Below are 17,211 nucleotides of genomic sequence, written 5' to 3'. Positions count from 1 at the left end.
TTTTCGTCGCGCGTCGATGTTTGCCGCTCCGGACCGACGGGTATCAGTGCTTTGACGGAAAACGTCACGCCGGTCCGGAAGGGACAGATGAGCCTTCGATGAACGCGCCGTCCCTCGTGGAAGATCTCGACCGGTCCACCTCGCGTGACGAGGCGCTACCGGTTTCGCGCGACCGCAGCGGCACTAAGACGCGGCGGGGTGACGACTACTCGCATTGCCGCCCTCTGTTCGACGAAATGGCCGCTCTACCCGCGGATCACCCTGAGCGCCGTCGGCTGCGCGAACGCCTGATCCTCGAATTCCTGCCGGTCGCCGAACACATCGCCGTCCGGTTCAGCGGACGCGGTCAGCCGAGGGAAGACCTGGTCCAGGTGGCCCGGATCGGGCTGATGAAGGCCGTGGACCGGTTCGACCCCGGCCTGGGCGGGGAATTCCTGGCCTACGCGGTGCCGACGGTCATGGGCGAGGTGCGCCGCTTCTTCCGCGACACCGGCTGGGCGGTGCACGTCCCGAGAGGGATGCAGGAACTGCGCACCCGGCTCACCCGGGGGACCACGGAACTGACCCAGCTCCTCGGCCGCGCGCCGACGCCTACCGAACTCGCCGGTCACCTGGATGTGGACGTCGAGAACGTCCGGGAAGGCCTGCTCGCCGCGAACAGCTATCAAACTTCGTCGCTGGACAAGCCCGTCAACGACGGTGACGGCTCGGCGCCGCTCGCCGACGTGGTGGGCGAGCTGGATTCCCGCTTCGAGCTCATCGAAGACCGCCACACCGTCGTCCCGTTGCTGAAGCGGCTGCCGGACCGGGATCGCGCGATCGTCACGATGCGGTTCTTCGACGGCCTGACCCAGTCGCAGATCGCCGAACGTCTCGGCATCTCCCAGATGCACGTTTCCCGCCTGCTCACGAAGATCCTTCAGGACCTGCGCGGCAGGATCGAAACCTGAGGGGAACAGGGACGCTGTACGTCCCCGTCCCCCTCATACGAACGGCTTACTGGCAGGCTTCGCAGTCCGGGTCGTCGATGCGGCAGGCGGCGCCGTCGGTGAGCGGGAAGTCGAAGTCGTCGAGCGCGGGGACGGCCAGAGCGGTTTCTTCCGGCGTGGCGGTAGCGGACATGTCACTCCCTTGGATAAGAACGGGTCTTCTCTCTCTGTAGCGCTCGAGATCGCCGCTCATTCCGTGACGCGTGCCACAGGGGTCAGACGGCCGCGAGGTCCTTGCCCGGCAGCATTCCGTTGGGGATGTCGGTGACGCGCCAGGAGTCCACGGTCAGCTGGACGGTCTCGATGGGCGTGTCCAGGAACGGCGCGACGTAGGGGACCTTCGCCACGAGCAGGTCGCGGGCGGTCTGGGCCCGGTCGCCGTCCAGGATCTCGGCGCGGACCATCGCCTGGAGGAACGGGTCGGCGGGCGAGCCGGTGGAGACGATGACCGAGGCCACCGGGTTGCTCCGGATGGCGGCCAGGGTGCGCCCCCGTCGTTCGAGGACGAGGACGAGGGTGAACAGGTCGGATTCGGCGAAGAACACGCCGTTCACCCAGGGGCCGGACTCGCCGGCGGTGGCGAGGTACAGCGACTGGTGCGCCGCCAGTGTGGTCCGCGCGAGGGCGGAGACATCGGTCGTGGACATGGCGACAACTAGAACCCGGCGGCGCCGGGCCGCCAAATTCGACCATCCTATCGGGCGATTTTGGCTACTTAGTGGCGAAAAGGGCAACGGTGGTGTGCCTGGTCTCGGGGGTCGTGAGTGGCAAAGCGGGTTCTGGTGGACCCGTATTCGCCTGCCCACTGGCTCCTGCCGTCCGCGAGATTGCGGGGTGGCACGGTCTTGATCAACGGAGGATCGGAGACGTTGAGTGTCCCCGATCCTCCGTCGATCAAGTACCAAGACCGGAGCGACCCCTCGACAATGAAGGAATCGGGACACTCAACGTCCCAAATCCTTCATCGTCAACGCCCGACACACGCGTGAGCCGCCACCCCAGCCGAGCGTGGAGGATTCAGGACGTTGAACGTCCCAAATCCTCCACGCTCGAACCTGCCGCGGTGAGATTCCGGTGCCATCGAGCTCCAAGACCGGACCGACCCCCTTCGACTACCGCACCACACCTTCGCCCTGGTCACGCACAGGTAGCCAAATACCGGTCCGCTCTAACCCTCTTTGCCACTCACGACCTCCTCGAAAACCGAACATCTAGCCATCAAACGGACATTCAGCCGTCTGGGAGTCCCCCCGTAGACGCTCGAGGAACGACTGGCGCTCGCCGACCGGTCCAGAACCACGCCGCGAAGGCCACCTCCCAGCCTTGAAGCCAGCGAAGGGAGCCTTCATCGCAGAGGCTCGGCCACGCCACTCACGACCGACCCGACCCACCCGTCACCCTCGCCCTATCCCTCCACAGCGGCGAGAAACAGCGCGTCCGCCTCGTCCAGCGCCTTGGCGAGAACGCCGGGATCCGGCCGCAGACCGGCGACGATCGCGTCGATCTCGCGCAATCCCGCCCGCCGCAGCAGCCGTTTCTCGTTGGTGACCCACTCGCCACGCGCCGCCAGCACCGCGTGCGCCGTCTCCATGGCGGCGGTGGCCAGCGCGCCCGCGACCTCCGTGGCCGCGCCGCGTGAGACGTAGGCGCCCCGGGCGTAGCGCAGGGTCAGTTCCGCGCGGCCCCGCCACATCGGCGGAGCCGTCTCCCGCAACGCTTCCGGGTACTCCGGCCGCGGCAGGTCGCCGCGCAGCACCCGGTTGACGGCGAGTTCGGCGACGACCAGGTAGCTCGGGATGCCCGCGAGGTGGAACATCAACGGCTCCCAGTGGAACCGGCCCTCCCGTGCTTCGGCGAGATGGTGTTCGACGACGTCGAGGTCGCGGTAGTGGACGTCGGCCTGCCTGCCGTCGATCGTGAGCCAGGCACCGCCGTTGAAGACGCCGCCGCCCCAGGCGCCGATCTCGGACACTTCGCCGTCCCAGCCGACGGCGCGCAGGTCCGCCGGATCGAAGCCGCCGCGGTAGTAGACGGCGAAATCCCAGTCGCTACCGGGATCGTGCGTGTTCTGGGCGCGTGACCCGCCGAGGGTGACGGCGTGCACGGACGGCAGCGCGGCCAGGCTGTCGGCGACGTGGGCGAGGAAGGTTTCGTCGTTCATGGCGTAATCGATCTTACGGGCGAACGCGACCGGTTTTTGAGCGCGCGAGAGCCTGCTCGCGGCCTTACGCTCGACACATGACCACGATCCCGGGACGGCTCCGCGCGCCGCTGGCGTTACTTCCGTTTCTGGCCGCCGTCGCGGTGGCGGCGCTCGTGGGCGGGCTGGCCGCGAGCAACGCCCGATCTGTCTACAGTGGACTGGAACTGCCGCCGTTCGCGCCGCCCGCCTGGCTGTTCGGTCCGGTGTGGACGGTCCTGTACATCGGGATCGCGGTGGCGGGCTGGCTGTACTGGAAATCCGGCGGCGAGCGACGGGCGCTGGTCTGGTACGCGGTGCAACTGGTCCTGAACGCCGCTTGGACTCCGCTGTTCTTCGCGGCGGGCGCGTACGGCCTCGCCCTGGCCGACATCGTGCTGCTCGACGTCGCCATCGTCGTCACCGCGCTGTACTTCCGCCGCTCTTCCCGGGTTTCGGCCGCGTTGCTGCTGCCGTACCTCGCCTGGACGTTGTACGCGACGGCGCTCAACGTCGCGATCGTCGTGCTCAACTGACCCCGATCGGCAGCGTGGCGGCCACTCCCTTGGCGTGCCTGCCGTCGAGCCGGTCCAGGGTGAGCCCGCCCCGGCGGACGGCGAGTTCCAGATCCCGCACCGCGTGCTCGACCGCTTGAGCCCCCGTGGCGGCGACCCGGATCGCCGCGCTGACCCGGGGTTCGGTCTCGGTGGCGCCGCGGCGCGCGGTCACGGCGAGCGTCACCGCGGCGCGGGGCGCGGCGGCGAGCAGGCGGCGCGAAAGGTCCGCCGCGAGCGCCGGTGACAACGCGTCCCAGCCTTCGAGGCGGAAGGTCGCCTGGCAGATCGGGCCGCTGTGCCAGAACCGCCATTCCTCCCGGATGCGTGCCCGGCCCGCGGTGACATGCGCCAGCGACGCGAGCGCGCCGAGGACCTCGTTTTCGGCGAGCGACCGCACGGGCAGGCCGTCGCGGCGGAGTTGCCGCCGCACCCGCCGGACCGTGTTCCCGAGCGCCTGCCGCACGTCGGCGTCGTGGTGGACGTCGACGGTGCGCAACGCCTGCAGCGCGACCCAGCCGCGCGGCGGCCGCGAGCGGTCCGCGCCGACATGCTGGATGACCTGCGCGGCGACGTCCAGAGCCTGTTCCCGCGACGGTGGCAGCAACGTCAGCGGTGACGGCATCGGCCGCTCTCGCGCGGCCGATTTCGGTTGCAGTACAGCGGTGATCCCGTCGGCGCGGCTGACCATGAACACCGTCTCGCCGCCGATCTCGCCGGTGGTCCCCGCCGCTTCCGGGGACAGCAGGCTCAGCAGCGCCCGGCCCGCCTCGCCCGCGTTCCGGAGATCCCGGTCGCGGTCGCGGGTCAGGTATCCCGACGCCGAACCGAGCCATTCGTAGAGCCAGCGCCCGCGAACCCGGACGGCGGTCAGCGCGACGGTCACCACGGCCGCGGTGACCACGGCGGCCGCCAGCGGCCACGGCCGTCCCGCCACCAGGACGAGCGCGACGACTACGAGCTGCCAGCAGACGATCTGCAGGACACCGATCCGGCGGGGACGCCGTCCCGAAGCGGGTGCCACCGGATCCGGCCGCGGCGGCCCGGGCACCGGAGCGGGAACGGGCGCCGTCGCGGACCACCGCGGTCGTTGTTCCGCCTGGCGTGCGGCGCTCAACGCGGCCAGCGCGGCCTCACGTGCGGCGGCCCTCGCGTCCGGCGCCGCGTAGGCGAGCGGGCCGGGCAGGGCCTCCGCCCGCGGTACGGCCGGCGCCGCCCGGGGAAGCGGCGGGGGCGGAGCCTGGTACCGCTCGCCCGTCCTGGCCGCGCCGAGATCGGTCATCGTCCTGCCTCCTCAAGCCGTGTGCGCCTCAGCGTCCCCGGCGAACATGAGGTTTCGATGACACGGCCCGGCAGGTCCGCCGACAGGCTGTTTCATCGAAATTTCATGGTCGCTCTCTAGCTTGATCGCGTGAACACCGACGAGCGGAGCACGAAGCGGTTCAGCGTGGTGGCCAGGACCCGGATGGCCGTGGCGCTGGTGGTCGCGGGCTGCCTGGCGCTGGTCGGCCTGGCCGTGAGCGGACAGGCGTCCACCCCGGCGGCGCTGGAATTCGTCCAGGTCGGCCACTGGGTCTACAACGACGCCGCCCAGTCGGCGTTCCACGTCGACGGCTCGACGAACCGCGTGGACGCGCGCGCGAACGTGCCCGGCGCCGAAAGCGGCAGCCAGGTCGTGCAGGGGGACGACTCGGGCTACGTCGTCGAGCGGAACCGCATCACGGAGTTCGACAAGGCGACCTTGAGCGTGGACGAGTCCAAGCCGCCGCCCGCGCCGGAGACCCCGTTCGTGATGGAGGTCATGGGAGGGCCGTACCTGGTCTACCGCAACGCCGGTCAGGTCGTGCGCCTCGGCGATCCGACCGCGACAGTGCCCGCAGGGGGGCCACTGTCCCGGCCGGTCGCGACCGTCGAGGGCACGGTGTGGGTGCACCGCGTCGACAACGGCTCGATCTGCGAGCTGCCCAAGGGCGCGGCTGTCCTGACCTGCACCGCGCATCTCCCGCCGTCGCACGGCGGCGGGCTCACACTGGTGGGTGACCGGCCGGTCGTGCTCGACACCACCGGCGACAGCCTCCACCGGGTCGGCCTCGACGGGCTCGGCGAAGCCCTTCCCCTCGGCATCAAGCTCTCGCCGTCGGCCCAGGTGGCCACCAGCGCCGTCGGCGACCGGCTGGCCATCGCCGACCCGGAGCGCAACCAGCTCCACCTCATCGACATCAGCGGTCTCGACCAGGACCGCCCGTCCGCGAAGCCGATTTCGGTCGAGCTGACCAAGGGCAGCCGGTTCAACGGCCCGGTCTCCTCGTCGAACGTCTTCGCCATGGTCGACGAAACCCGCGGGGAAGTCCTGACCTACGACATGGCGGGCAAGCTCAAGTCCACGGTGAAGGTGCCGGGCCAGGCCGCGGCGGCGAGGCTGGCCAAGGGCGAGGACAACCGGATCTACGTCGACAGCTCCGACGGCTCGCACGTCCTGGTCGTCAACGGCGAGGACGGCACGGTGCTCGACGTCGATGTCGACAAGGCGGCCAGCAGCCAGACCGCGGGAGCGCCGTCGGCCACCCCGGAACCGCCGTCCGGTAACGAACCCCCGCCGCAGCAGCAACAACCGCAGCAACCGCAGCAACACCAGCAGGCGCCGCCGAACACGCAGAAGCCGGTTCCGCCGGTGGCGAAGGCGACCCCGCCCGGCGCGCCGAGGAACGTGGGCGCGACCTCGGGGGACGGCTCGATCAAGGTCTCGTGGAGCCCGGCCGCCGACAACGGCGCGCGGGTCACCGGCTACCGGCTGACCTGGTCCGGCGGTTCCACCCGGGTCGGCGGGTCGGCACGGGGGGCCACCGTTTCCGGGCTGAAGAACGGAACCCCGTACGTGATCACCGTCGTCGCGGAGAATTCGGCGGGCGTCGGGGCGGGCGCCAGTGCCAAGGCCGTCGTCCCGGGTCCGGCGTCGCGGCCCGCCACCGCCCCGGTCGTCACCGCGAACGCCGGTGCCGACGGGAAGGTCTCGGTGAGCTGGACCCAGCCCGACCTCCGCGGCGGCACGCTGGTGCACTACCTGGTGAGCGCGACGGGCCAGGGCGAGCGCAAGCTTTCGGCCAGGTCCACGGAATTCACCGGGGTCAAGGGCGCCATCACCATCACGGTCCGCGCGGTGACGAAATTCGGTTCGGGCGCCGCGCTCACCGGGGCCGCGGGCAGCCGGAAGGTCACCGTGCCGGTGGCTTCGGGGCCGCCGACGATCACCATCACCCAGGTGCGGGGCGAGGGCAACAAGCTGTTCGTTTCCGTGATCGCCGACGGGAAGGGCGCTCCAGGGACCTGTCAGGCGGAGTTCTTCACCAAGACCAAGCCGGTGGCCTGTTCCGGGGCGACGACCTTGGTCATCTCGGAGGTCTCCTGGCTCGGCGCCATCACGATCGACGCATCCATCAAGACCTCGGCGGGCACCGCCACGGACACCTGGCGAGGTGTGCCGTCGTGACCGGCCGACGAAAGGACGAGGAAGTTCCGTGACGCTCACACCCAGGGTCGCCTTCGAGCAGATCGCCGAGAACGTGCAATCGGTGGTGCGCGGCAAACCGGAGGTCGTCCGGCTCACCGTGGCGGCGCTGTTCGCCGAAGGGCACCTGCTGATGGAGGACGTCCCCGGCGTCGGGAAGACGACGATCGCGCGCTGTCTCGCCGCCAGCATCGGCGGCCGGTGGAGCCGGATCCAGTTCACTCCCGACCTGCTGCCCGGCGACATCACCGGCGTGATGGTCTACCACCAGAACACCGAGCGCTTCCAGTTCCACCCCGGCGGGATCTTCGCCAACGTGGTGCTGGCGGACGAGATCAACCGGGGGACGCCGAAGACGCAGGCCGCGCTGCTGGAGGTGATGGCCGAGCGCCGGGTGACCGTCGATTCGGTCGGCCAGGCGGTGCCGCGGCCGTTCCTCGTGGTGGCCACGCAGAACCCGATCGAACTGGAGGGCACCTACCGGCTGCCCGAAGCGCAGCTGGACCGGTTCCTCATGCGCATTTCCGTCGGCTACCCGGATCTGGAATCCGAGATGCGGGTGGTGATGGGGGACTGCGCGGGGGTGACCCCGGACGAACTGAAGCCGGTGCTGAGCATCGCCGACGTCCAGCAGGTGATCGACGAGGTCCGGAAGTCCCATCTGGCTCCGGAGATCGTCAACTACGCCGTCCGGCTGGCCGCGGCGAGCCGGTCGCATCCTGATGTCCGCTACGGCGCGAGCCCCCGGGGCAGCATCGCGCTGATCCGCGCGGCACAAGGGCTCGCCGCCACCTTCGGCCGCGACTTCGTCACGCCGGACGACGTCAAGGACGTCGCGCATCCGGTGCTGGACCACCGTCTGGTGCTGACCCCCGACGCGGAACTCAACCAGCGGCGGACCGCCGACATCGTCGACGAACTCCTGGGCGCGACGGCCGCGCCCATGGCCGCGATGGGGAGGTAGGCGTGCGGCTCACTCGCCGCGGCGTCATCGTGCTCGTCTTCGCCGCCGGGTTCTACGCGCTCGGCGAATTCGGCGGGTACCCGTTCTTCCGCGCGTTCGCCGGTATCGCGGCGGCCGCGGTGCTGATCGCCTTGGCCACCACCAGGTTCCGGCCGAAGGTGGAGATCGGCCGCACGGTCCGGCCGGACCGGGTCGAACGCGGGAAGCCCGCACTGGCCTCGCTCGTCGTGCGCAACACCGCTTCGCGCAAACACGGTGGTTTCGCCGCGGGGGACGGGATCGGGACCGAAACGCACCGCCTGCGCGTCCGCCCGCTCGCCCCCGGCGCGGAAGCCACTTACCACTACGAACTCCCGACGACGACACGCGGGAAACTGCGGGTCGGGCCGCTCGTGGTGCACCGGCCGGATCTGTTCGACCTCGCCCGCGGCGAACAGACCGTCGGCGGGACCGCCTGGCTGTGGGTGCATCCGCGGCGGCACGCGGTGCGCGCCGCGCAGGCGGGCCATCCGCGGCATCACCACGAAGGCCCGATCACCGATCCGCCGCTGCGCGGTTCGGCGGATCTGCGCGCGGTGCGGGAGTACGTGATCGGCGACGAGGTCCGGCATCTGCACTGGAAGGCGACCGCCCGGACCGGGCGGCTCATGGTGCGTGAGTACGCCGATCCGGCCCAGCCGCGGTTCACCGCCGTGCTCGACACGCGGCGCTCGTCGATGAGCCCCGCCGTCTTCGAGGAGGCCGTCGAGGTGGCGGCCTCGCTGTGTTACGCGTCGGCGTCGGCGGGACAGCACTGCCGCCTGATCACCGCCACGGGCGCGGACACCCTGACCGACAGCGGCGTGCGCGCGGCGAGGACCTTGCTGGACGAACTCGCGCTCGTCACGCAGGACGCGGCGGACGACGCGCCCCTGCTGCCGTCCGTCCTGGCCGCCGGTCAGCGCCCGGGAGGGGTGCTGGTCGTGATCACCGGACCGGACGCCGACCTCGGCCACGCCGCTCGCTGGCTGCCCGACACCGTGGTCCGGCTCGGTGATCTCAGGCCGTCGGCGGGCTCCGGTGGCCTGATCATCGCCGTCGACGCCGCCGGTGCCGCGGCCCAGTGGAATTCCTTGGCGGGCAAGGCATGAGCGCGGGGTTCGACCGGATCGCGGTCGCCGGGCTGCTCGGCGCGACGGGGGTCGCCGGGCTGCTGTTCACTCCGGTGTTCGGCCGGGAGGCGTTGCTCGTCCCGGTGCTCGTGGTCGTCCTCGTCGGCTACGGCTGCGCGGAGCTGACGGCGAAGTTCCCCAAGCTGGTTCCCTACCGGCCGTTGCTCGTGGCGCTGCTCGGCCTGCTGGGGCTGATCGAGACGGTGCTGACTTCGACCACGCTCGCCTGCCTTCCCACCGCGGCCTCTGTGCAGGGGGTGGCGCGTGGTCTCACCGAAGGCTGGCAGCTCACCCTGCAGTCCACTTGGCCCGCGCGGCCGGTTCCCGAACAGCTGCTGTTCGTCCCGCTGTCGGTGCTGATCGCCGTCGTGCTCGGGCTGGAACTGGTGCTGCGCCTGAAGAAACCGCTCGTGGCGCTCGTGCCGAGCCTGGCCGTCGCCGGACTCGCGCAGGCGTACCAGGCGTTGACGGGAATCGGCGCGGTGGCGGCGGCGCTGGGGTACGCGCTGCCCGCCGGGCTCCTGCTGTGGTCGGGCCGCCGGCAGGTGGTCCGGGCACCCGGCGGGCCGCGGTTCTCGTGGCGCGTGACGGGATCGGCGGTCTGGCCCGCACTGTCCACTGTGGTCGCTCTCGTCGCGGGCGCCGTCGTGCTCGCCGGGCTCGATCCGGTCGGACGCGATCCGCTGACGCTCAAGGACACCCAGGCCGCGCCGCCGCCGAAGAGCAGGCTCGGCAATCCGCTGGACGACATCGCCCAGCGGCTCACCCGGCCGGACGAGGAGGTGTTCCGCTACCGCGGCGACACCCCGGTCGATCAATGGCGTTTGATCGTGCTGAACGGTTTCGACGGCTCGAACTGGCTGGCCGATTCCCGGCTCCGGCGGCTCGGCGCGGGACTCGACGGCGCTCCCGACGGTGCGGGTGGTTCCGCCGAACTGCGGGTGCGCGGGCTCGCGGGACCGTGGCTGCCGAGCCATCCGGATCTCACCGGTGTGGACGGTCTGACGCCGCTGGTGGACGAGTCCGCGGGCACCTTGATGATGGATTCGGCGTCCACCGGCCCAGAACGGAACTACCGGCTCAGCTGGTCCTCACCCGACGTCGACCTGGGCTCCGGGGAGGTCGACGCGCGGGCGCCGGGCGGGCTCGGCGGACTCGGCGCGGTGCCCCCCGAACTCGAGCAGGTGGCCAGGGACGCCGTGCGCGGTCTGCGCCCGACGTTCCAGACCGCGTTGCAGCTGGAACGCTTCCTCAGCACGAACTACCAGGTCGCGGTGGGCAAGGAGGATCTGCCGACCGGGCACGGCTGGCCGCAGTTGCGGCACTTCCTGCTGGAGAGCAAACGGGGCACGAGCGAGCAGTTCGCCACCGCGTACGTGGTACTGGCGCGGATGAGCGGCATCCCGGCACGGCTGGTCGTCGGGTTCCGCGGTTCGGCCGAGACCGACGGCGGGATGAACGTCGTCCGCAACCGCGATGTCCTGGCGTGGCCCGAAGTCGCGGTCGCCGGGGCGGGCTGGGTGGCACTCGACCCGACCGCCACGGCGGGCAAGGCGGGGCGGGATCAGGGCGGCCCCGGCAAGGCCGTCGCCCGGGCGAGGGCCCAGCTGCCCGCCGAGCAGGAACTTCGGCCGCCGCAGCTTCCGCCGGGTACCCCGCCGGACGCCGCCGAGGACCAGAGCGCCGACGTGGGAGCGGGCTGGTGGTGGCTGGCGGCCGCCGCCCTGATCGTCCTTTTCGGACTCCTGTGGCTCTTCGGGGTGCCGATGGCGAAGGTCGTCCGTGCCCGGCGGCGGCGTCGCCGGTCTGGTGCGGAAGGGGTGCTCGGCGCCTGGGACGAGATCCGCGACCGGTTGCGCGCGCACGGCGTGCCGTTCCGGATCGGGATGACCCCGCGCGATCTCGCCGAGTCGGCGGGAGCACTCGCCGGAGAAGGGATCCGCGAGCCTGTCGCCAGGCTGGCCAAGGTGCTGGACGTGACGCTGTGGTCCGGTGTCCCGGTGGGCGACGGCGCCGTCCGGCGGGCGTGGCAGGAGGTCGGCGAGGTCCGCCGGGGCCTGGCCACCAGACCGTTCGCGGCTCGGGTGCTGGCGGCACTCGAGCCGCGGACCCTGGTGCCGATCAAGGCTTCGCGCCGGTCTTGAGCGGCGTGGTGGGTCCAGGTGGTCGCCGGAAGTACGTGAAGGCCCCCTTCCTTGCGCCTAGGTACAGGAAGGGGGCCTTCATGTACTTGGGGAAGGCGTGGCCCCGCCTCAGGAGTTGCAGCGGGCGCCGCGGATCGGGATCGGTTCCGTGGTGTAGACGTGACGGCCGTCGGTCGCCCTGAGCTGGAAGCAGTACCGCCGCGCCGGGTCGACCGGGACGTCCAGGCCGCGCTGACGGTGGGCGACGAGCTGTTTCGTCTCGAGCCGCTCGCCCGCCATGATCACGACGAAGTCCAGTTCACCTTCCGCGGTCCAGGTCAGCCGCACGTGATCGCTCTGATCCTGAGGCGGGGCGAGGGCCAGCTTGACGTCCGGAGCAGGAGCGGAAGCGGGAGACGGCGGCGGGATCGCGGCGGCCACCGGGACCGCCTGCCCGCCGACCTCCGCCGGGCCGAGGACCAGGGGCAGCACGGCGATCCCGGCGACGAGCAAGCCGGCGCCCGCCAGCGCGACGGGACGCCGCGGAATCCCGCGTTCGGTCTTGAGCGGTCCGCTGAATTCGCGGATCAGCGTGCGGCCGCCCGCGGGCGGCGCCTGCACCACCTGGACCGGCGCCGGGACCGCGGGGGGTGCCGCGCGGACCGGGGCGGTGGACCGATGGACTTCGGCGAAGTCGTCGAACTCGACGTCGACGTCCTCTTCTTCGCTTTGCGCGTCAAGGGAATCGCCGGTGACGACCTCGCCGCCCGGCAGGCGCAGCTTCGTGAACAGCCGGGCCAGTGACGCGACGTCCTGCGGCCGGTCGGCCGGTTCCTTGGCCAGCAACCGGAGGATCGTGCCGGAGAGCTCCCTCGGGACACCGGCGTCCTGGATCGGCGCCACCGGTTCCCGTAGCACCTGGAGGATCCGCTCGCCGGGCTGCTGCCCGGTGTGCCGGGGGAAAGGCGGCGCGCCGGTCAGCGCGGCGTAGAGCACCGCGCCGAGTCCATAAAGGTCGGACGCGGGGGAAAGCGTGTCGTCGCGCAGCGTTTCCGGCGCGGTGTACTCGACCGCGTACATCGGATCGCGCGGGAAGCGCCGCCGCAGGGCCACGCCGAAATCGGCGAGCACGAATTCGCCGGACGCGCGGTACAGCACGTTGTGCGGGGTCACCCCGCCGTGCAGGACGTCCGCTCCGTGCGCCGCGGCGAGCGCCGAAGCGATCGAGGCGCCGAGTGCGAGGACGTCGGAAACCCCCAGGCGGGCACCGGATTCCAGCAGTCCGGCTAGTGAACCCGGGCACACCTCACGGCGGATACCGGACCGGCCGTCGGGGTAGGACTGGACGTCGTCGATCTGCAGGACCGACCGCGTCGACCGTACGGTGGCGAGAGCTTTTCGTTCGCGCTCGAGCCACGCAGAGGTCTCGCGGTCGAAGGAGCCGGGGAACATCTTGACCGCGAAATCGTTGCCCGTCACGGGATCCCGGCCCGCGTAGACGGTGGCGATGGGGCCCTGGGCGAGTAGCCTCGGTCCGCCGACGCCTGTCTCGATGCTCATGACCCCATTGTCGCGCAAGAAGGCCGGATCCGTCGCCCTTTCCCGGCGGCAGGTTCCTGCCGCGGCGGCCCGGCGGCCCGGTCACCGGCCCACCCTTTTCCCATGCAGACTGCCGGCCTGGTCAGGGTCACCATCACCACTCCGCACCGGCGCATCGACATGGCGCTGCCGGAACACGCGTCCGTCGCCGAAATCCTCCCCGGCCTGCTCGCGCGGGCGGGTGAGGGGATGGCCGACGACGGGGTCGCCGGCGGCGGCTGGCAGTTGCGCCGCGCCGACGGGACGGCCTTCGATCCGGACCGGACGCTGGGCGCGCACCGGGTCCGGGACGGGGAGATCCTCCATCTGACGCCGCGCCGCGCCGAATGGCCGGAGCCCGAGTACGACGACCTCGTGGACGCGATCGCCACCGGTTCCGGCCGCACCGGCAAGGCCTGGGGACCGCGGCACACGCGGCGGGCCGGGCTGGCGGCCGGTGCGGTGGCGCTGATGTTCGGCCTGGTCGCGGTGCTGCGCGCCGGCCCGCCGTGGACGTCCCCGGCGTTCTGGGCGCTGGCGGTTTCCGCGCTGCTGCTCGCCGCGGGCGTCCTGCTCGCGCGGGCCCTGCGCGACGCCGGTGCCGGAGCGGTCCTGGCCGCTGTCGCGCTTCCGTTCGCCTTCACCGGCGGCGGGCTGTTGCTGGCGGGCGACGATCCGATCGGCGCGCTGTCCGCCGGTCACCTGCTGCTGGCGAGCGCGGCGCTGCTGCTCGCGGCCGTCGTCGGGCATCTCGGGGTGACCGCCGCGCCGGAGCTGTTCGCCGGGGCGGCCACCATCGGGGTGCTCGGCGTGCTCGGCGGCTGGCTGGCCACCTTCGACGACCTGGCGGGCTACCGGTCGGCCGCCGTCATCGGCGGCGGGGTACTCGCGCTGTCGACCACGTTCGCGCCCTTGGCGCTGCGGCTCGGCCGGGTGCCGATGCCGGTGCTGCCGCGCTCGACCGCGGACCTCGTCCGCGACGATCCCCAGCCGCCGCTCGCCCTCGTGCACGCCGCCGTGGCCAGAGCGGACGCGTTGCTCACCGGGATGCTGGGCGGCGCGGCGATCGTCGTCATGTACTGCCAGCTGTCGCTGATCCGCAGTGACAGCGAGGCCGCGGTCATCCTCGTGGCCCTGCTCGCGGCCGGTTTCCTGGTGCGGGCGAGGTTGTATCCGATCCTGCGGCAACGGCTGCCGGTACTGGTGACCGGGATCTTCGGCGCCGGATGCCTGCTGGCGGGTCCGCTGATGACCGACCGCTCGCTGCTGCTCGTCCTGGCCGGGCCGTTGTCCCTGGCGGTGGCTGCGGGCGTGATCGCCTCCGGTGTCGTGCTGAGCACCCGCGCCGCCAACCCTTATCTCGGACGGCTCGCCGAGTACTTCGAGATCCTGGTGATGATCGCCGTCGTCCCGGTGGCGTGCTCGGTACTCGGCCTGTACGGCTACGTGCGCGGACTGGGGGGCTGAAACCATGGCGTCCAAACGAGATCAGCTGCAGGCGTACCAATTCCTGGTGCAGCGCGCGATTTCCGCGCTCGTGACCAGGGAGACCGATCCGGAGCAGCCGCCGTTCCGGCGTCCGTCCGGTGCCGCTTTCGCCAGTGTCGCGCTGGCGATCGTGGCGCTGGCGTGCGTCGGGGTGTACGGGATGATCGTGCCCGGCGGGAACAACGCCTGGCGCAAGGAACCGGCGGTCATCCTGGAGAAGGAGACCGGAACCCGGTACGTCTTCCTGGACGGCAGGCTGCACCCCGTCGCGAACTACACGTCGGCGTTGCTGCTGCTCGGCGATCACCGCGCCACGGAACGGGTTTCGCGCGATTCGCTCGCCGGAGTCCCGCGCGGGCCGCGGATCGGCATCGCCGACGCGCCGGACGCCTTGCCCGGCACGGAAAAGCTCCTGACCGGTTCGTGGTCGCTGTGCTCGGCCCCCGCCAGCGATCTCGCGGGCAGCCGGATCGAGGAGTCGGTCCTGCTGGCGGGCGCGTCGCCGTCCGGCGGCGCGGAACTGGGCGAGGGGGCCCTGCTGGTGGAATCGACGTCGACCGGCGACCGGTTCCTGGTGTGGCGCGGACACCGGCACAAGATCGACGACTACAACGCCGTCGGCACCGGCCTCGCGCTCACCGCCGAACCGTGGGCGCGGGTCGGCAGGGCGTGGCTCGACGTGCTCCCGGAAGGCGCGCCGATCGGCCCGCTCCCGGTGGCGGCGGCGGGCGAGGTGTCCACCGCGGTCCCGGGCCGGACCGACATCCGCAACGGGATGCTGCTGATGGTGCAGACCTCCGGTGGCGGGCAGCAGCACTACCTCGCCGAACGGGACGCCCTGCGGCCGATCACCGAGCTGCAGTACGACGTCCAGCGCGCGAGTGCCCAGATGATGGCCGCTTATCCCGGCACCGAACCGAAAACGGTGCCGCTGCCGCCTTCGCTGGCGACGATGTCCCGGCAACTGGACCCGATCCAGGCCGAAGCGGGCGCGGCGCCCGCCACCCGGCCCGCCATCGCGCGCCTGCGCGACCAGAACGCCACCGTGTGCGCCACCTTCGGCGACAACGCGGCGGCCCCTTCGCTGGCCGTCGATCCCACGCTGCCGCCTGCGGATCCGATGTCCACCACGGCCCGCCGGACCGCGTCCGGGACCCCGCTCGCGGACCGCGTCCACGTGCCGCCGGGCAGCGCGATCGTCGTCGAGGCGATGCCGTCGGCGCAGGCGCCGGCCGGGACGCTGACCGTCGTGACCGACATGGGGCGCCGCTACCCGCTGGCTTCACCCGACGTACTGAAGATGCTCGGCTACCCGTCGGCGCGTCCGGTGCGGCTTCCCGCCGGCCTGGTCGCGCGGCTGCCCGAAGGCCCGAGCCTCGACCCTTCGGCCGCGCGGCGCCAAACGCTGGGCGGCTGAAGGGACCTTTCCCCGCGTGAATCCAGGCTGGGCGCGCAGCGCCTCGTTTGAGGGTGGCGGCGGGGGCATGGATGGAATGACAAAGGGCGCTTTCCCCGCAGGTGATGCGGGGAAAGCGCCCTTCGGCTACGCCCGTCGCAGGGTGAACTGACCGTCCGGATCGCCCTTGGCGGCCCGGCCGCGCAGCTTCGCCGGAACCCCGTCGCTCGTCCCGGACGACGCTCGCCGGCCGGCTCCGTTGCGTCCGGTCGGCTGGTCGCTCGACGACGGACGAAGCGTGCTCGCCGTGTTCTGCCCGCCGGCGTGCGGCGGCGACATCGGTGACATCGGGGTGGCCGCGGCCTTCGCGGTGGACGGCGTCGCGGCCCCCGGCTGGATCTCGGAAGCCAGGCTGGGGGCCTTCTTCGTCCCGACGGGCTTGGCGGCCACCGGGAGACCGGTCATTCCGCCCGCCGCGCCGATACCGCCGAGCAGACCCGTGGGCACCGGCGGCGCACCCGATCCGCCCGGCAGTCCGCCGAGCGAGGGGATCGCACCGGCCGCGGTGGGCAGCGGAGCGAGCCCGGCGAGCGAAACGCCGGACGATCCGTCGTAGCCGGGGATGTCCGGCATCGGGACGTCCGGGAGGGTCCCGCCGCTCCCGCCGCCGACGCCGGCCGATTCCGCGAGCCCCTGAACCTCGGACAGCGCGTTCATCCCGGCTTCTGCCGCCTTGATGAAGTCGGCGGGGGAGTTCCCTTCCGCGGACGCCTGCGGTGTCTCGGGCATCAGATGGTCGGGCTGCTGGATCCCGGAGGCCGAGACGACTTTGAGCATCGACATGTCGAACTGCGCGCCGAGCGCGGTCATCCGCGCGCCCGACGCCTGCTGGAAGAGCGGAGCCGCCCAGGCGGTGAACGGGCTGGAGAGCGCCGTCATGTACTGGCCGTGCAGCAGCGCCACCTCCTGCATCGCCTCCTGGATCCCGCCCGCCAGCGTCGTCAGCGTCTCGGCGGGCTGGGCCAGATCGATGCGCTCACCCCAGAACCGGAGTTCGGCGAGTGAACGCTGCGCCTTTTCTTCGTGGGCGCGGCCGGCGTCGTCCTGCCAGGTCGGTGACAACTCGCCCACTCTGGTGTGCAGTTCGGTCGAGGCGCTTTCGATCCAGGCGCGGGATTCGGTCCACATGCGCGCCGCGTCGGTGAGGACGGCGACGTTGGCCTGTTCGGCGGTGATCATCGCCAAATGCGTTTCGATCGGCAGCAGGTTGTAGGGAACAGCCAT

At 71.6% G+C, this 17,211-nt stretch carries 14 protein-coding genes; 8 read left to right on the top strand and 6 right to left on the bottom strand.

Translation table 11 applies throughout. The annotated features are described in order from the left end of the window. Positions 1-98 precede the first annotated feature (98 nt). Complete coding sequence (locus ACLJPX_RS27295) at positions 99-950, top strand: SigB/SigF/SigG family RNA polymerase sigma factor (protein ID WP_410602912.1); 852 nt, start codon at positions 99-101, stop codon at positions 948-950. 46 nt (positions 951-996) lie between these two features. On the opposite strand, the gene ACLJPX_RS27290 is transcribed toward ACLJPX_RS27295, so the two are convergent. From ACLJPX_RS27290 to ACLJPX_RS27280, 3 genes are all read right to left on the bottom strand, one after another. Beyond that, positions 997-1,122 carry a hypothetical protein gene (locus ACLJPX_RS27290; RefSeq protein WP_007031507.1) on the bottom strand — a complete coding sequence of 42 codons (126 nt, stop codon included), beginning with the start codon at positions 1,120-1,122 and terminating at the stop codon, positions 997-999. An 82-nt stretch (positions 1,123-1,204) separates the two neighbouring features. After that, positions 1,205-1,636, bottom strand: a complete 432-nt coding sequence (locus ACLJPX_RS27285; protein ID WP_410602910.1) for a pyridoxamine 5'-phosphate oxidase family protein — start codon at positions 1,634-1,636, stop codon at positions 1,205-1,207. Positions 1,637-2,394: 758 nt separating this feature from the next. Next, on the bottom strand, positions 2,395-3,150 hold the full coding sequence (locus ACLJPX_RS27280; protein WP_410602908.1) for a nucleotidyltransferase domain-containing protein: 756 nt from the start codon (positions 3,148-3,150) through the stop codon (positions 2,395-2,397). 77 nt (positions 3,151-3,227) lie between these two features. Here ACLJPX_RS27280 and ACLJPX_RS27275 point away from each other — a divergent pair, with 77 nt between their 5' ends. Further along, positions 3,228-3,704: a TspO/MBR family protein gene (locus tag ACLJPX_RS27275; protein WP_410602906.1), complete on the top strand. Its 477-nt coding sequence runs from the start codon at positions 3,228-3,230 to the stop codon at positions 3,702-3,704. Here ACLJPX_RS27275 and ACLJPX_RS27270 read toward each other — a convergent pair. Next, positions 3,697-5,004 carry a type VII secretion protein EccE gene (locus ACLJPX_RS27270; RefSeq protein ID WP_410602904.1) on the bottom strand — a complete coding sequence of 436 codons (1,308 nt, stop codon included), beginning with the start codon at positions 5,002-5,004 and terminating at the stop codon, positions 3,697-3,699. The two genes, ACLJPX_RS27275 and ACLJPX_RS27270, sit on opposite strands and share 8 nt — an antisense overlap. Before the next feature lie 129 nt (positions 5,005-5,133). On the opposite strand from ACLJPX_RS27270, the gene ACLJPX_RS27265 reads away from it, so the two are divergent. From ACLJPX_RS27265 to ACLJPX_RS27250, 4 genes are read left to right on the top strand one after another with little or no spacing between them, the layout of a single operon-like run. Further along, on the top strand, positions 5,134-7,209 hold the full coding sequence (locus ACLJPX_RS27265; protein ID WP_410602902.1) for a fibronectin type III domain-containing protein: 2,076 nt from the start codon (positions 5,134-5,136) through the stop codon (positions 7,207-7,209). A 28-nt stretch (positions 7,210-7,237) separates the two neighbouring features. Next, positions 7,238-8,191 (top strand): AAA family ATPase, encoded by a 954-nt coding sequence (locus ACLJPX_RS27260; protein WP_184894217.1) that lies wholly within the window; start codon positions 7,238-7,240, stop codon positions 8,189-8,191. A 2-nt stretch (positions 8,192-8,193) separates the two neighbouring features. After that, positions 8,194-9,321 carry a DUF58 domain-containing protein gene (locus ACLJPX_RS27255; protein WP_410602900.1) on the top strand — a complete coding sequence of 376 codons (1,128 nt, stop codon included), beginning with the start codon at positions 8,194-8,196 and terminating at the stop codon, positions 9,319-9,321. After that, complete coding sequence (locus ACLJPX_RS27250) at positions 9,318-11,486, top strand: DUF3488 and DUF4129 domain-containing transglutaminase family protein (RefSeq protein WP_410602898.1); 2,169 nt, start codon at positions 9,318-9,320, stop codon at positions 11,484-11,486. Before ACLJPX_RS27255 ends, ACLJPX_RS27250 begins: the two co-directional genes overlap by 4 nt. 108 nt (positions 11,487-11,594) lie before the next feature. On the opposite strand, the gene ACLJPX_RS27245 is transcribed toward ACLJPX_RS27250, so the two are convergent. Beyond that, entirely contained in the window at positions 11,595-13,025 is a 1,431-nt protein-coding gene (locus tag ACLJPX_RS27245; protein ID WP_410602896.1) for a serine/threonine protein kinase, read from the bottom strand. Between the two features lie 102 nt (positions 13,026-13,127). Between ACLJPX_RS27245 and eccD the strand changes: the two genes are divergently transcribed. Next, on the top strand, positions 13,128-14,510 hold the full coding sequence (gene eccD / locus ACLJPX_RS27240; protein WP_410602894.1) for a type VII secretion integral membrane protein EccD: 1,383 nt from the start codon (positions 13,128-13,130) through the stop codon (positions 14,508-14,510). Between the two features lie 4 nt (positions 14,511-14,514). Next, positions 14,515-15,948, top strand: coding sequence for a type VII secretion protein EccB (eccB, locus tag ACLJPX_RS27235; protein ID WP_410602892.1), 1,434 nt, complete (start codon positions 14,515-14,517; stop codon positions 15,946-15,948). Between the two features lie 126 nt (positions 15,949-16,074). Here the strand turns inward: eccB and ACLJPX_RS27230 are convergent, their stop codons facing one another. Continuing rightward, positions 16,075-17,211, bottom strand: coding sequence for a hypothetical protein (locus tag ACLJPX_RS27230; protein WP_410602890.1), 1,137 nt, complete (start codon positions 17,209-17,211; stop codon positions 16,075-16,077).

Source organism: Amycolatopsis sp. lyj-90 (assembly GCF_046549035.1).
GTDB lineage: Bacteria > Actinomycetota > Actinomycetes > Mycobacteriales > Pseudonocardiaceae > Amycolatopsis.
Note: the sequence above shows the minus strand (reverse complement) of the source record. Positions and strands in the feature narration are given on the sequence as shown.

Bases quoted from the DNA above. Each gene is read 5' to 3' on its own strand.
- ACLJPX_RS27295 (WP_410602912.1), top strand. From the start codon at position 99: ATGAACGCGCCGTCCCTCGTGGAAGATCTCGACCGGTCCACCTCGCGT.
- ACLJPX_RS27290 (WP_007031507.1), bottom strand. From the start codon at position 1,122: ATGTCCGCTACCGCCACGCCGGAAGAAACCGCTCTGGCCGTCCCCGCG.
- ACLJPX_RS27285 (WP_410602910.1), bottom strand. From the start codon at position 1,636: ATGTCCACGACCGATGTCTCCGCCCTCGCGCGGACCACACTGGCGGCG.
- ACLJPX_RS27280 (WP_410602908.1), bottom strand. From the start codon at position 3,150: ATGAACGACGAAACCTTCCTCGCCCACGTCGCCGACAGCCTGGCCGCG.
- ACLJPX_RS27275 (WP_410602906.1), top strand. From the start codon at position 3,228: ATGACCACGATCCCGGGACGGCTCCGCGCGCCGCTGGCGTTACTTCCG.
- ACLJPX_RS27270 (WP_410602904.1), bottom strand. From the start codon at position 5,004: ATGACCGATCTCGGCGCGGCCAGGACGGGCGAGCGGTACCAGGCTCCG.
- ACLJPX_RS27250 (WP_410602898.1), top strand. From the start codon at position 9,318: ATGAGCGCGGGGTTCGACCGGATCGCGGTCGCCGGGCTGCTCGGCGCG.
- ACLJPX_RS27245 (WP_410602896.1), bottom strand. From the start codon at position 13,025: ATGAGCATCGAGACAGGCGTCGGCGGACCGAGGCTACTCGCCCAGGGC.
- eccD (WP_410602894.1), top strand. From the start codon at position 13,128: ATGCAGACTGCCGGCCTGGTCAGGGTCACCATCACCACTCCGCACCGG.
- eccB (WP_410602892.1), top strand. From the start codon at position 14,515: ATGGCGTCCAAACGAGATCAGCTGCAGGCGTACCAATTCCTGGTGCAG.
- ACLJPX_RS27230 (WP_410602890.1), bottom strand. From the start codon at position 17,211: ATGGCTGTTCCCTACAACCTGCTGCCGATCGAAACGCATTTGGCGATG.